The 13,585-nt window shown below is 66.1% G+C and carries 10 protein-coding genes; 5 read left to right on the top strand and 5 right to left on the bottom strand.

Features of this window, described 5'->3' with window-relative positions; translation table 11 throughout:
* The first annotated feature begins 399 nt into the window (after positions 1-399).
* Genes DSC_RS04830 through DSC_RS04820 form a run of 3 tightly spaced genes read left to right on the top strand, consistent with a single transcriptional unit; the run spans position 400 to position 5,110 of the window.
* Entirely contained in the window at positions 400-2,322 is a 1,923-nt protein-coding gene (locus tag DSC_RS04830) for a PrkA family serine protein kinase (RefSeq protein WP_014160015.1), read from the top strand.
* A gap of 32 nt (positions 2,323-2,354) precedes the next feature.
* The gene (locus DSC_RS04825) at positions 2,355-3,578 is read left to right on the top strand and encodes a YeaH/YhbH family protein (RefSeq protein ID WP_014160014.1); all 1,224 of its coding nucleotides are present in this window, start codon (positions 2,355-2,357) and stop codon (positions 3,576-3,578) included.
* Entirely contained in the window at positions 3,575-5,110 is a 1,536-nt protein-coding gene (locus DSC_RS04820; RefSeq protein ID WP_014160013.1) for a SpoVR family protein, read from the top strand. The genes DSC_RS04825 and DSC_RS04820 overlap by 4 nt, the downstream gene beginning before the upstream one ends.
* Positions 5,111-5,356: 246 nt before the next feature.
* Here DSC_RS04820 and DSC_RS04815 read toward each other — a convergent pair whose 3' ends face one another.
* The 3 genes from DSC_RS04815 to DSC_RS04805 are packed head-to-tail and all read right to left on the bottom strand — an operon-like array spanning position 5,357 to position 7,751.
* A complete protein-coding gene (locus DSC_RS04815; protein WP_014160012.1) occupies positions 5,357-5,704 on the bottom strand; it encodes an MGMT family protein in 348 nt (115 codons plus the stop codon).
* Between the two features lie 47 nt (positions 5,705-5,751).
* On the bottom strand, positions 5,752-7,176 hold the full coding sequence (locus tag DSC_RS04810) for an XVIPCD domain-containing protein (protein WP_043290411.1): 1,425 nt from the start codon (positions 7,174-7,176) through the stop codon (positions 5,752-5,754).
* Positions 7,173-7,751 carry a hypothetical protein gene (locus DSC_RS04805; RefSeq protein WP_043290964.1) on the bottom strand — a complete coding sequence of 193 codons (579 nt, stop codon included), beginning with the start codon at positions 7,749-7,751 and terminating at the stop codon, positions 7,173-7,175. Before DSC_RS04805 ends, DSC_RS04810 begins: the two co-directional genes overlap by 4 nt.
* Positions 7,752-8,431: 680 nt before the next feature.
* Between DSC_RS04805 and DSC_RS04800 the strand changes: the two genes are divergently transcribed.
* Positions 8,432-9,748: a hemolysin family protein gene (locus tag DSC_RS04800; protein ID WP_014160009.1), complete on the top strand. Its 1,317-nt coding sequence runs from the start codon at positions 8,432-8,434 to the stop codon at positions 9,746-9,748.
* Complete coding sequence (locus tag DSC_RS04795) at positions 9,729-10,373, top strand: exopolysaccharide biosynthesis protein (RefSeq protein WP_043290410.1); 645 nt, start codon at positions 9,729-9,731, stop codon at positions 10,371-10,373. The genes DSC_RS04800 and DSC_RS04795 overlap by 20 nt, the downstream gene beginning before the upstream one ends.
* Before the next feature lie 142 nt (positions 10,374-10,515).
* On the opposite strand, the gene DSC_RS04790 is transcribed toward DSC_RS04795, so the two are convergent.
* Together DSC_RS04790 and DSC_RS04785 are read right to left on the bottom strand one after the other, a co-directional pair.
* Entirely contained in the window at positions 10,516-12,636 is a 2,121-nt protein-coding gene (locus DSC_RS04790; RefSeq protein WP_014160007.1) for a putative bifunctional diguanylate cyclase/phosphodiesterase, read from the bottom strand.
* Positions 12,633-13,562 carry a phosphate/phosphite/phosphonate ABC transporter substrate-binding protein gene (locus DSC_RS04785; RefSeq protein ID WP_014160006.1) on the bottom strand — a complete coding sequence of 310 codons (930 nt, stop codon included), beginning with the start codon at positions 13,560-13,562 and terminating at the stop codon, positions 12,633-12,635. The genes DSC_RS04790 and DSC_RS04785 overlap by 4 nt, the downstream gene beginning before the upstream one ends.
* Positions 13,563-13,585 lie beyond the last annotated feature (23 nt).

The raw sequence follows: 13,585 nt of genomic DNA, 5'->3' as shown, positions 1-13,585 counted from the left end.
CTGGCAGTGCGCAAGCAGCCGTAGATTGGACCGTAACAGGCCGTACCAAGCCCAAGAGAGGATGCTCTCGGACTTGAGCGCGGCGGCCAACTGTGATGCCATGGACTCGCCGCGCGGGAGAACCTTCGGCATCGGCAGAACTCAAAGCGTTGGCGCGCGCTGCGTCACGCAGGCGACACATCGCGTCAAGCCGATGACAGCGGCAGCACGACACAGCGTCGCTGCCGCGGCTACCACTTGCGGTCCTCAGGCGATTATGACAAGACTCGACAGCCAGTGCACTCAGAACACCGTGCGCCTGTCGATGGTTGAAGAAGGGCCCGCGTCTTGCGAGTCATGCTTGGCGGTCGGCTACCGACTTGACCGGTCAGCGCCGACCAGAACCGACGAGGTGAGCTGATGGAGATCTTCGAGAAGTTCCGCGACAACTTCCTCAAGGCGCGCGACGAGGAGATGTCGCTGCAGGATTATCTGATGTTGTGCAAGCGTGACCCGCTTGCCTACGCATCGCCGGCCGAGCGGATGCTGGCCGCGATCGGTGAGCCGGAGATCATCGATACGCGCAACGACGCGCGTCTATCCCGCATCTTCTCCAACCGGATGATCCGGCGCTATCCGGCGTTCCGTGAGTTCTACGGGATGGAGGACGTGATTGCCCAGATCGTGTCCTTCTTCCGGCACGCCGCACAGGGCCTGGAAGAACGCAAGCAGGTGCTGTACCTGTTGGGCCCGGTCGGCGGCGGCAAGTCGTCCATCGCCGAGCGACTGAAGGTGCTGATGGAGAGCTATCCGATCTACGCGCTGAAAGGCTCGCCGATCAACGAATCGCCGCTGGGGCTGTTCACGCCCGACCGCGACGGCGAGATGCTCGAGCGCGAATTCGGCATCCCGAGGCGAGTGCTCACGGGCATCGCCTCGCCCTGGGCCATCAAGCGCCTGTCGGAGTACGAGGGCGACATCACGCAATTCAAGGTGGTGCGTGTACAGCCGTCGGTGCTGCGTCAGGTGGCGATCACCAAGACCGAGCCGGGCGACGAGAACAATCAGGACATCTCGACCCTGGTAGGCAAGGTCGACATTCGCAAGCTGGAGCACTTCGGCCAGGACGATCCGGACGCCTACTCCTATTCCGGTGGCCTGTGCCTGGCCAACCAGGGCCTGCTCGAGTTCGTCGAGATGTTCAAGGCGCCGATCAAGATGCTGCACCCGCTGCTGACCGCCACGCAGGAAGGCAATTTCAAGGGCACCGAAGGCTTTTCGGCGATCCCGTTCCAGGGCGTCATCATGGCCCATTCGAACGAAAGCGAATGGCAGAGCTTCCGCAACAACAAGAACAACGAGGCGTTTCTCGACCGGGTCTACATCGTCAAGGTCCCGTACTGCCTGCAGGTCTCCGAAGAGGTCAAGATCTATCGCAAGCTGCTGCAGCACAGCGCGCTGTCCAAAGCCCCGTGCGCGCCGGGCACGCTGGAGATGATGGCGCAGTTCTCGGTGCTGACGCGTCTGAAGGAGCCGGAGAATTCGAGCATCTATTCGAAGATGCGCGTCTATGACGGCGAGAGCCTGAAGGACACCGATCCGGCCGCGAAGTCCTATCAGGAGTACCGCGACTACGCCGGTGTCGATGAGGGCATGACCGGCGTCTCCACGCGCTTCGCGTTCAAGGTGCTGTCGGCGGTGTTCAACTATGATCAGGTCGAGGTCGCGGCCAATCCGGTGCATCTAATGTACGTGCTCGAGCAGCGCATCCTGCGCGAACAGCTGCCCGAGGAGACGCAGCGCCGCTACCTGGAATACATCAAGGGTTGGCTGGCGCCGCGCTACGCGGAGTTCATCGGCAAGGAGATCCAGACCGCCTACCTGGAGTCGTACTCCGAATACGGACAGAACATCTTCGACCGCTACGTGACCTTCGCCGACTACTGGATCCAGAACGAGGACTACCGCGACGCCGAAACCGGCGAGAGCCTCGATCGCGCCGCGCTCAACAGCGAGCTCGAAAAGATCGAAAAGCCGGCCGGCATCGCCAATCCGAAGGATTTCCGCAACGAGATCGTCAACTTCGTGCTGCGCGCACGCGCCCAGCACAACGGCCACAACCCGCGCTGGACCTCCTACGAGAAACTGCGCCATGTGATCGAGAAGAAGATGTTCTCGTCGACCGAGGAACTGCTGCCGGTGATCTCGTTCAATGCCAAGGCCTCGGTCGAGGATCAGAGAAAGCACGAGAACTTCGTCGGCCGCATGGTCTCGAAGGGTTACACCGAAAAGCAGGTGCGCTTGCTGTCCGAGTGGTATCTGCGCGTGCGCAAGTCGGCCTGAGCACCGGCTGGCGCGAGGAGCGAGGTACCTTGATGATCATTGATCGCCGGCTGAACGACCGCAACAAAAGTGCAGTCAATCGGCAGCGCTTCATTCGACGGTACAAGGATCAGATCCGCAAGTCGGTGTCGGATCTGGTCTCGAAGCGTTCCATCACCGACATGGACCGGGGCGGGGAGGTCAACATCCCCGCCCGCGACATCTCCGAGCCGCAGTTTCACCACGGCGAAGGCGGCGACCGCGAGATCGTGCACCCGGGCAACCACAGCTTCCAGACCGGTGATCGCATCAAGCGGCCCGACGGCGGCGGGGGGGAAGGCAGCGGCGGTGAGGGCGACGAAGGTCAGGGCAGCGACTCGCAGGACAGCTTCGTGTTCACGCTGTCGCGGGACGAGTTCATGAGCCTGTTCTTCGACGACCTGGAGCTGCCGCGTCTTGCGCGCACCATGCTCGGCGACATCCGCGAGGCCAAATGGGTGCGGGCCGGCTACATGCCGCGCGGCGTGCCGACCAACCTGTCGGTGGTGCGCTCCTTGAAGAATGCGATGGCCCGGCGCATGGCGCTCGCTCGCCCGATCGAGCGCCAGATCGCCGCGCTGGAAGCGGAACAAGCGCCGCCCGAGACGATCGAGGCGCTCAAGCGGCGCCGGGCCAGCATTCCGTTTCTGGACGACATCGACCTGCGCTACCGGCGCCGCGAGCGCGTTCCCCAGCCAATCTCACGGGCGGTGATGTTCTGCCTGATGGACGTCTCGGCGTCGATGTCCGAGCAGAAAAAAGACCTCGCCAAGCGCTTCTTCACGCTGCTGTACCTGTTCCTGACGCGCAAGTACGAAACGGTGGAGCTGGTGTTCATCCGCCACACCGACGATGCGCAGGAGGTCGAGGAGGATGCGTTCTTCCATGACACGCAAAGCGGCGGCACGGTGGTGCTGTCGGCGCTCAAGCTGATGCACGAAATCATCGTCGAGCGCTACCCGTCCGATCAGTGGAACATCTACGGCGCGCAGGTGTCCGACGGCGACGCATTCGGCGCCGACCCCGAGAAGAGCCGCGCCTGGCTGGAGGAGCAGCTGCTGCCGGTGGTTCGTTACTTTGCCTATATCGAGGTGCCGGACAACATCGCGCGCGTCAGTCCGCTGGCGCATGCGTATCGCCGCATCGATGCGCCGCACATGGCCATGGCATCCGTCGCTGGACGCCACGAGATCTACCCCGTTCTGCGCGAACTCTTCCGCCGGGAGACGACCGCATGAGCAAGCAGGCCGCCGGTGCGGCGACCGGTCCGATCTCGACCGGCGCGGACTGGACCTTCGAGCTGATCCAGCGCTACGACGAGGAGATCCGCAAGATCGCCGTCGATGAGTATGGTCTGGACTGCTTCCCGAACCAGATCGAGGTGATCGCCTCCGAGCAGATGCTCGATGCCTACGCGAGCCTGGGCCTGCCGATTTCCTACCCGCACTGGTCGTACGGCAAGGAATTCATCCGCAACGAGCAGAACTACCGCAGCGGCGCGCAGGGCCTGGCCTACGAGCTGGTGATCAACTCCGATCCCTGCATCGCCTACCTGATGGAGGAGAACAGCATGGCGATGCAGGCGCTGGTGATCGCGCACGCCTGCTACGGCCACAACTCGTTCTTCAAGGGCAATTACCTGTTCCGCCAGTGGACCGACCCCGACGCGATCGTCGACTACATGGTCTTCGCGCGCCAGTACGTGATGAAGTGCGAGGAGCGCTACGGTTATTCAGCGGTGGAAGATACGCTCGACTCCTGCCACGCGCTGCGCCACTACGGCGTGGACCGCTATCGTCATCCTGCGCCACTGTCGACCGAGGAGGAACGCATCCGGCAGCTGGCGCGCGAGGAGTTCGAGTGGAAGCAGTTTGCCGAGATCTGGCGCACGGTGCCGACACGCGGCGGGGACGACGGCGCGCCCTTCGGGCGGCAGGCGATCTACCCCCCCGAGCCGCAGGAGAACCTGCTGTACTTCATCGAGAAGCACGCGCCCAAGCTGCAGCCCTGGCAGCGCGAGCTGGTGCGCATCGTGCGCAAGACGTCGCAGTACTTCTACCCGCAGGGCCTCACGAAGGTCATGAACGAGGGCTGGTCGACGTTCTGGCACTACACCATCCTAAACCGCCTGTTCGACAAGCGTCTGGTCGACGACGGCTTCATGCTCGAGTGGCTGTCCTCGCACACCAACGCCGTCTCGCAGCGCGGCTACGACCAGCGTGGCTACGGCGGCATCAATCCCTACGCGCTGGGCTTTGCGATGTTCTCGGATATCCGCCGCATCTGCGAGAGCCCGACGGAGGAGGACCGCGAATGGTTCCCGGACATCGCCGGCAGCGACTGGCGCAAGACGCTGGACTTCGCGATGCGCAACTACAAGGACGAGTCGTTCATCGCGCAATATCTGTCGCCGCGGCTGATGCGTGAGTTCCATCTCTTTGCGATCGACGACTTCGAGGACAGCGAAGTGCTGACAGTCGACGCCATCCACAACGAGCAGGGCTACCAGCACCTGCGCCGGCTGCTCGCCAACCAGTACAACCGCGATGTGCAGCTGCCTGACATCCAGATCGTGCGCTACGACATCAACGGCGACCGCTCGCTGACCCTGCAGCACCGCCAATATCGCGGTCGGCCGCTCGCCGTCGATGGCGCCGAGGTGCTCAAGCACGTTGCCCAGCTGTGGGGCTTCACCGTGCGGCTGGAGACGGTGGACGCGGACGGCCAGTTGGTCGACGAGCACGAGGTCCGCCCCGGGTCGCTCGGCTGACCTGGTACCGTCGCCAGGAGATGGCGGAACATGGTGAAAGTGATGGATTCAAGTGCAGGGCAAGGCTTGCAACGCCGCCCAGGGCTTGAAGAGGCGCTTTCACGTTTCGATATCTTCGGGTTGCGGTGTTGGCTCGCGGATACGTGCTGACGACCGAGCGAGCACGCAAGTCCACCTTCGCCGCCCGTTAGGATGCGCTAGCAAGCGGCGGGAGGATGGCCCGCGATGGGGACGTTGCCGGGCCGCTCAGGCCGGTCCCCAAATTTGTTCGTCAACCGATGCGGTGGCCTTCAGCCCGACCACCCGTCCCTTGACCACGCGCACGCCTTCGGCGCGCAGCCGCTGGCCCTGTTCGCGGTAGCTGCTGGAGCCTGCTGGAAAGGCAATGGACCCATCCGAGCGCAGGATGCGGTACCAGGGAAGGTCCGGCGCACCGTATTTGCGCAGCACCTGCGCCACCAACCGCGCCCGGCCCGGCATGCCGGCACGGCGGGCAATCTCGCCGTAGCCGGCGACATGCCCCGCGGACACCGCGCGGATCTCCTTGAGGATGGCGGCGGCGCGGGCTGCGGGAGTGTCCAGATCCGGGAACATGTCTTGGTCTCGCAAGGGGGCGTGCGCGCTATCGCCCGCCCTCCCATTCAGCGGGAAAGTGCAGGCCCGCTCGGTTCCGGCTGCGGCATCTGCTGTACCTGGACTGCGCTCAGGGCTTGCTGCCGGCCCAGTTGCTCCATCTTCTCGAGCGATTCGGACACGGGCAATTGCAACGCGGCAGAGAGTTCGACGTGGGTCCGCAGCTGGGCCGGGTCACCCAGTGCGCCCTGTACCGCGAACACTCGCGCCTGCTCCCCCGTTCCCAGCAGCACATGGTCCGCATGGGTGATTCCAGCCTGTTTGCACTGGAGCAACAACCCTGCAGCGACACGGCTGCCCGGTCCGTCGGCCGAGCCGTCCCGGGCACCATCGAAACCCAGCTCCGCAATGCCATCGAGCAGCTGCCGGTGCAACATCCCATCGGCCGGACGCACCCCGCCGGCCGGCACTGCCAGGGGTGTGCGCCAGTGCTCCGGTCCGAGCGCCTCGCTGCGCTCCATCACCTCACGGACCGCGGCCTGCTGATCGCCCCAACTGCGCGCCTCGCGCCGCGCAGGCTCGCCCGGCTCCAGGGTGCCCTGCAGGTCGCGTATCGCCGTACGCATCACGTCCGGCAAGAGCCCGCCCTGGCCCAGGGTGGTCAGCTCTCCCCGCATGTGCAGCACGTCGGAGCGGTACTTGGCGATCATCGGCGCGTATTCGACCGCCCGCGCACGGGCACGCGGATCGTCCAGCACCGACAGGTCCGGCCGTCCCTGGCCATCGATGTCCAGGAAGTTGTCCTTGTGGTGCGAGTCCAGCCGCGCAATGGCCGGCACCAGCGGATTGCGCGCGTCCAGCAGGCCCGGCGCGTTGTCGTAGCCCCCGAGGTGGCGCAGCGTTTCGATCTCGCGCTCGCTGGCGTAGTAGCGCACCTGCCCGTAGTGCCCACTGGCGGCACTCACCACATCGGCCGCCATGACGTGGTTGACGAAGCGGTCGCCGCCCTCGGGAATCCGCATCCCCAGGCTCACCGCCCCATAGGGATTGAACGCCTCGCCGTACAGCCCGAAGTGGTGCGCGGCGACCTGGGCCAGCGCGCCACCGAGGGAGTGGCCGGTGACGGTGACTTGGGGGACAGGAACATATCCACCTTCATTCTTCTTCGCATAGTCGAGCGCAAGCTTAGTAAGTGCAATTGCAGCGTCAGCTTGCGCGTTGACCCGCCCGAACACCATGCCGCCATCGGCCAGCCCACCGTCCTGCAATGGCTGGCGGTCGAACTCGGTTCCGCGATGCGCCACCACGATGTCACCGGTATCGGCACGCTGGTAGATCGTGCCCTGGTAGCCATTGGCCCGGTCCACGTGCTCGAGCACCTTGTAGGTGACGCCATGGCGGACAATATTTTCGTAGCGGCCATCGGCGCCGCGCACCGGGTCCATGTAGGAATCCGCCATCAAGTCGGCATATCGCTGACTGCTTAGACTCATGGCTCAATCTTCCTTGAAGTGAGAGTAAGTGTGAAAAGATCGCCGTCCTTGAGTTGCTTACTCATTTTATTGCGATCCACTTGTCCAAAAGCCCGCATATTTGGGATATCCGAATCGATAGGATAGAACCGCTTCTGCAGGTACGTGCTAACCCTTCCGCCTGAAGAAAGTTCTTCTCCCGATAACCCCGCAATAAACTCCGTCTCCCCGTCAGCCCCCGTCGCCTTCAGCCGCACGTGCATGCCGGTGGACTCCCAGTGGCACACGCCACGGCCGTAATAATCCGCATCCAGCATCCGGTCGGTGTAGACCGTGGCCACATACTCGGTTTCCGATACCTTGGCGAACTGCACCGGCAGCGAACGCCGCTTCGGCGCCACCTGATCGCCGTTGAAATTGTTGTCGCGCGGCAGCAGGCAGGTCTCGCCCTGGATTTCATAGGTCGCATAGGCCTCCAATGAGGCGAACGGCCCCGGCGCATCGGCGATGGCCAGCGTCACCCGGTAGCCCTGCCGCGGGTGCGGGTTCTCCTTGTAGCGCTTGATGAGTTCGGCCGGGTCAGGCGCGGTGTTCATCGAACACCCCCACAGCAGCGGGAACAGGCACAGGCTGAAGAAGGACCGCTTCCACATCGCATCGCTACCTCCATGGCGCCAGGACCAGGAGCACTCTAGCAGTCTGTCGGACTTTGGTCGGCCGGGCTGCGAATCCGCCTGTGCGGTCCATCTTTCCGCCGCTTCTTGGCCCATAGCACCACTATGGGCCGGCGAACCGTCGAAAATCTGACCTCGCACAGCCGAATTCTCGCCTCGACCACCAAAGCCCGACAGGCTGCTAGGCCGTGATTTCCATGCCTGTCAAAACGCCTAACGCTATTCCCTTGCCCATGCACCATGCACCCGCGACTTTCACACCGTCGATGCTCCGGAACGGCTGGCCGGAGCCGAGGCAGGTCTGCCGGGTAAAGCAGGCCGGGCCGCTCCTGCCACCGGACACCAGGGGTCGGAAAATGCCTGTCTCCGCACCCGCCTCCCGCAACGGGTTGCCCCCGGCATCCGCCGCAGCCGCGGCGTACAGGTGCCGTCCTGGCCGCTCCGGTCGGCCAGCGCGGCCAGTCACCTGCGCTTTGCTAGACTGCCCGTCGCGCCCCTTCAAGGGCGCACCCTATGGAAGACGATCCCACGCCCCCGACCGTCCCGCGCGCGGCCAGCCGCTGGACACATGCCGCCCTTTCACCTGATCGGGAGGGCGCATCGTGCTCGAACTGCTGATCGTCGGTTTCCTGATCGTGCTCAACGCCTTCTTCGCCCTGTCGGAGATGTCGCTGATGACCTCACGCAAGCTGCGCCTGAAGCAGATGGCCATCGAAAGCCGCGGCGCGCGCGTGGCCCTGTCGCTGGCAGAGCACCCGGACAACCTGCTGTCCACCGTGCAGATCGGCATCAACCTGATCGGCATCCTGGGCGGGGTGTTTGGCGGCGATGCGATCGGCGCCATCATCGCCGGCTTGCTGACCGGCTGGTTCCCGGGCATCGAGCCCTACGCCGGCAAGATCGGCGTGGCAGTGGCGGTGACCCTGATCACCATCGGCTATGTGATCTTCGGCGAGCTCATCCCCAAGCGCCTGGCCCTGACCAACCCGGAAAAGATCGCCACGATGGTCGCCCGTCCGGTCCACTGGCTGCTGCGCGCGGCGCGCCCGATCGTGTTCGTGCTCGGTGCCATCAACCGCGCGGTGCTGCGCCTGCTGGGGATCAAGGATGACGCGCGCCATGCGGTGACGGAAGAAGAAATCCGCATGCTGGTGAGCGAAAGCCACGAGCAGGGCGTGATCGACGACGACGAACGCAACATGGTCAACCGGGTGCTGCGCCTGGGCGACCGCACCGCCGACAGCCTGATGACCCCGCGCAAGCGCATCGTGTGGCTGGACGTGGCTGCCGCGTACGAGGAAAACCTGGAGACCATGCGCAGATCGCAGTATTCGCGCTTCCCGGTCTATCGCGGCAACGATCAGGACGTGGTCGGCATCCTCGAGGTGAAATCCCTGCTGGGGCGTATCGCCGACCATTCGCCGGAGCTGTTCACCGAACTGCGCGAGCCGCTGTTCGTGTCCGAGTCCACCCATGCGATGAAGCTGCTGGAGATCCTGCGCGAGGAGCAGCAGTCGCTGGCCCTGGTGGTGGACGAGTACGGCGAGATCCAGGGCATGGTCACCCTGAGCGACCTGATGAATGCGGTGGTGGGCCGCCATCACCAGCTCACCGAGAACCCCGACCCGAATGCGCTGGTGGTCACCCGCGACGACGGCTCGCTGCTGATCGACGGCTCGCTGTCCAACGACGACCTGCGCGAGGTCCTGGGCGGGGTCGCGCTGCCGGACGAGCACGCGCATGACTACAACACCGCCGCAGGCATGGTGATCGAGCACTTTGGCCGCATCCCGCACGTGGGCGAACACTTCGACTGGGCCGGCTGGCGCATCGAGGTGGTGGACCTGGACGGTGCGCGGGTGGACAAGCTGCTGCTACAGAAGTTGAGCGGCGAGGACGATGACGAGATCGTCGGCTGATCCAAACGAACCGGGCCAACCAGCGCAAAGCACCCGCAGCCTGCTCGAGGACATGGCGCGCGGCGATCCGGCCGAGCGCCTGCGCCTGGTGGACATCCTGGCCGACCTGCAGCAGGGCGCGTTCGGGATGTTGCTGTTCATCGGCACCCTGCCCTCCTTCATCCCGATCCCGGGGCTGGCCGGCGGCATCAGCGGGCCGCTGGTGATGCTGGTCGGCGCGCAGTTGCTGCTGGGTCTGCGCGAACCATGGCTGCCACAGTTCATCGCCATCCGCGGGCCGGCCCGGCATTCGGTGGTGCGCTTCGGCGAGGTGATCGCCAGGCCCCTGCGCTGGCTGGAAAGAATGGTGCGCCCGCGCTGGCCGGCGATGCTGGACAGCCGCCCGGCCAGCGCCTTCACCGGTCTGCTGCTGTTGCTGCTTGGCCTGCTGCTGTTACTGCCGATCCCGTTCACCAACTACCTGTTCGGCCTGTTGCTGCTGATCTACGTGTTCGCCCTGCTCGAACGCGACGGCATGCTGCTGCTGGGCGCCTGGATCCTGGGCCTTGTCGCGATCGTCGGCTTTGGGGTGTCGCTGAAGGAACTGGCGCAGGTGGCGCTGGACTGGATCGGCAGGCTGTTGTGAGTAGGGCGGGTCTTGACCCGCCGTGGTCGCACCGCAATCGCGATCCAGGCCGTACCGCGGTGGCGGGTCAAGACCCGCCCTACGTGCTCGATCCATGCATGCGTGTGTGGGGATGCATGGCAATGGCGGGTCAAGACCCGCCCTACGCCAGCAACTGGATGAACTCGTCTTCGTTGAGCGGATAGCCCAGCCAGAAGCCCTGGGCCAGGTCGCAGCCGCGCTCGCGCAGCAGGTCGAACTGGCCCTGCTTCTCCACGCCCTCGGCCACCACCGAGATCCCCAGCGAATGGGCCATGGCGATGATCGCGGTGGTCAGCGCCAGGTCGTCCGGGTTGCGCTGCAGGTCGGCCACGAAGCTGCGGTCGATCTTGACCCCGTCCACCGGCACACGGCGCAGATGGCTCAGTCCGGAGAACCCGGTGCCAAAGTCATCCAGCCAGACTTTCACCCCGGCGCGGTGCAGCTTGGCCAGCATGGTGCTGGCGTGCGCCTCATCGCCGATCACGGCGGTTTCGGTCAGCTCCAGGTGCAGGCGCCCGGCCGACAGCCCGGTGTCGCGCAGGGTCTGGGTGACCAGCTCGGGCAGGTCGCCGCTGCGCAACTGGCGCGGGGAGACATTGACCGAAACGAACAGCGTGTCGGTGCCATCGCCGCCGTGGTGCCAGCGCGCGGCGGCGGCGCAGGCCGCGCGCAACACGCGCGCGCCGATCTGTTCGATCAGGCCGCTCTGCTCGGCCACCTCGATGAACACCACCGGCGAGATCGCCCCCATCTCCGGATGCTGCCAGCGCAGCAGCGCCTCGGCGCCGACGATGCAGTTATCGGCCAGGCGATAGATGGGCTGGTAGACCAGGGACATCTCGTCGCGGTCCCAGGCCCCGCGCAGCGCCGCTTCCAGGCGCACGCGGCGTTCCACCGCCTGGTCCATCGCCCGACTGTAGAAACGGAAGCAGTTCTTGCCGGCCATCTTGGCCTGGTACATGGCCACATCGCCGTTCTTCATCAATGCGCTGGCGCTGGCGGCATCTTCCGGGAACAGGGTGATGCCCACCGAGGTGCCCAGGAACACCTGGCGCCCCTGCACGGTCAACGGCTGGCCCAGCAGCTGGACCATCTCCTGGGCCAGGCACGTGGCCGCGGCGCGCACGTCGCCACCCTGGATCATGATCACGAACTCGTCGCCGCCAAAGCGCGCCAACACTGCATCGTCACCGCCCAGGCGCTGGACCGCGTCGCGGATGCGCGAGGCGAAGTGCAGCAGGACCTCGTCGCCGGCCTCATGGCCCAGCGAATCGTTGACCCGCTTGAAGTCGTCGATATCGGCAAACAGCAGCGCCAGCTGTCCACCGCTGCCGCGCGGCAGGAGCCGATGGTCCAGGCTTTCGCGAAACGCCAGGCGGTTGGTCAGCCCGGTCAACGCGTCGGTGTAGGCCATGCGGCGCACGTCGCGGTCGTGGCGCGAGATGCTCTCGCTCATCTCCGAGAACGCGCGCACCAGCTCGCCCACCTCGTCCCGACGCTGGCTGATCGGCCGCGGCACGTCGTAGTCGCCCACGCCGATGGCGCGCGCCGACTGGGCCAACGCGCGGATCGGCCGGACCAAGGTGCGCTGGGCGTACCAGGCCATGCCCAGGAATACGCACAGCAGCCCGCCCAGCAGGGCGGCGATCCAGCCCAGGTGGCGGCGCGCCAGCGCATCCAGGCGCCCGCGCAGCAGGCCGGCGGCGCGTTCTTCGCTGGCCTTGGCCTCGTCCAGCGAATACCCGATCCGCACGCCACCCAGACGGGCCTGGCCCAGTTCCACACCCTGCGAGACCTCGATGGTCTCGTCGGTCCACTGGGTCAGGCGCCCGGTGCTGGACAGCGCGCGGGCGGCCAGCGGGTCGTGCATGGGCTGGCCGTAGGAGGCCATGTCCCAGGAACCGTCGTTGACCATGTTGCCGGCAGCGTCGAATACCAGCACGTAGGCCACGTCCGGCTGGCGGCGGGCCTGGCGCACCAGCGTGCCGATCGCATCCAGGTCCGAGTAGTACATCGGGTTGGCCAGCGCGTCGGCCAGTTGCTGGGCCATGGCCGCGCCGCGCCGGGTCAGGCCTTCGGCGGCCATCGCCTCCACCGCCTGGCGGCCAAGCAGGTCCACCTCGGCCTGCATGGCGCGCTGGCGCTGCAGCAGCACGCCCATCAGGGCCAGCACCATGGCCAGGGTCAGGCCCAGGGCCAGGGCCAGCTGCGCCTGCAGGCCGAAGCGCGTGCGCGGGCTCATTCGATCTGCTCGCGCACGCGCGCGGCGGCGTCGCGCACCCGGTCCAGCCCCTGCAGCGCCGCGCTGTCCAGCGGCAGGAACCGGGTGGTGCCGAAAAACCGCTTCATCGCCACCGCCGCGGCCGGGTCCTGCGCCGCATCCAGCAGCACCTGGCGCAAGCGTGCGCGGACCCGGGGGTCCAGGCCGGGACGGACCATTTCCAACGCACGCGGAAAGTCAGGCGACTGCGCCAGCACGCGCATGTTGGCGCGGAACGCCGCGGGCACGCGCTGCGGATCCTGCCAGTCCAGGTTGCTGAGCGCGCCGGCATCGACCATGCCCTTGTCCACCCAGGCGGCGATGTTGAGTTCGGAGCGGGCGAACACGTAGCCCACCGAGGCCGCATCGGGCCGGTCCTGCGGCGAGAGCAGGATCTCCAGCGGCAGGCCGGCATCGATCAGCATCGCCGCCGGCATCAGGTAGGCGCTGGTCGAACCCACCCCCTGCAGCGCCACCGACTTGCCGCGCAGGTCGGCCAGCGAGGTGATGCCCGAATCGGCGCGGGTGAACAGGAGCGTGTGGTAGGCGCTGGTGCCGCCGCGCTCGGTCAGCAGCAGCGGCTGGGCGCCGGAACGGCGTTGCAGCTCGGTGCCGGTGCCGGCGGTCTCGGTGACCCAGTCCACCCGGCTGCGGCGCAGGTAGCTGCTCATCTGGCGCGCATCGCGCGCCATCAGGATCCGGCCACCGGTGATGCCCACCTCGGTCATGTGCGCCACCACGTAGTCCAGCAGCGGCTTGAGCTGGGCGTAGTGCGCCTTGGGGTCGTCGCTGATGCGGCCCAGCACCAGCACGTGCGGGTCGTCCTCGCCCGGCACCGGGGCGGCGGACAGCGGGAGCGCCAGGGACGCCAGGACCAGCAGCAGGACACGGACGAACCAGGGGCGCAAACGGGGGAACCGGCAAACGGGAC

This window comes from Pseudoxanthomonas spadix BD-a59 (genome assembly GCF_000233915.3).
GTDB lineage: Bacteria > Pseudomonadota > Gammaproteobacteria > Xanthomonadales > Xanthomonadaceae > Pseudoxanthomonas_A > Pseudoxanthomonas_A spadix.
This window is presented reverse-complemented; position numbering and strand designations above follow the sequence as displayed.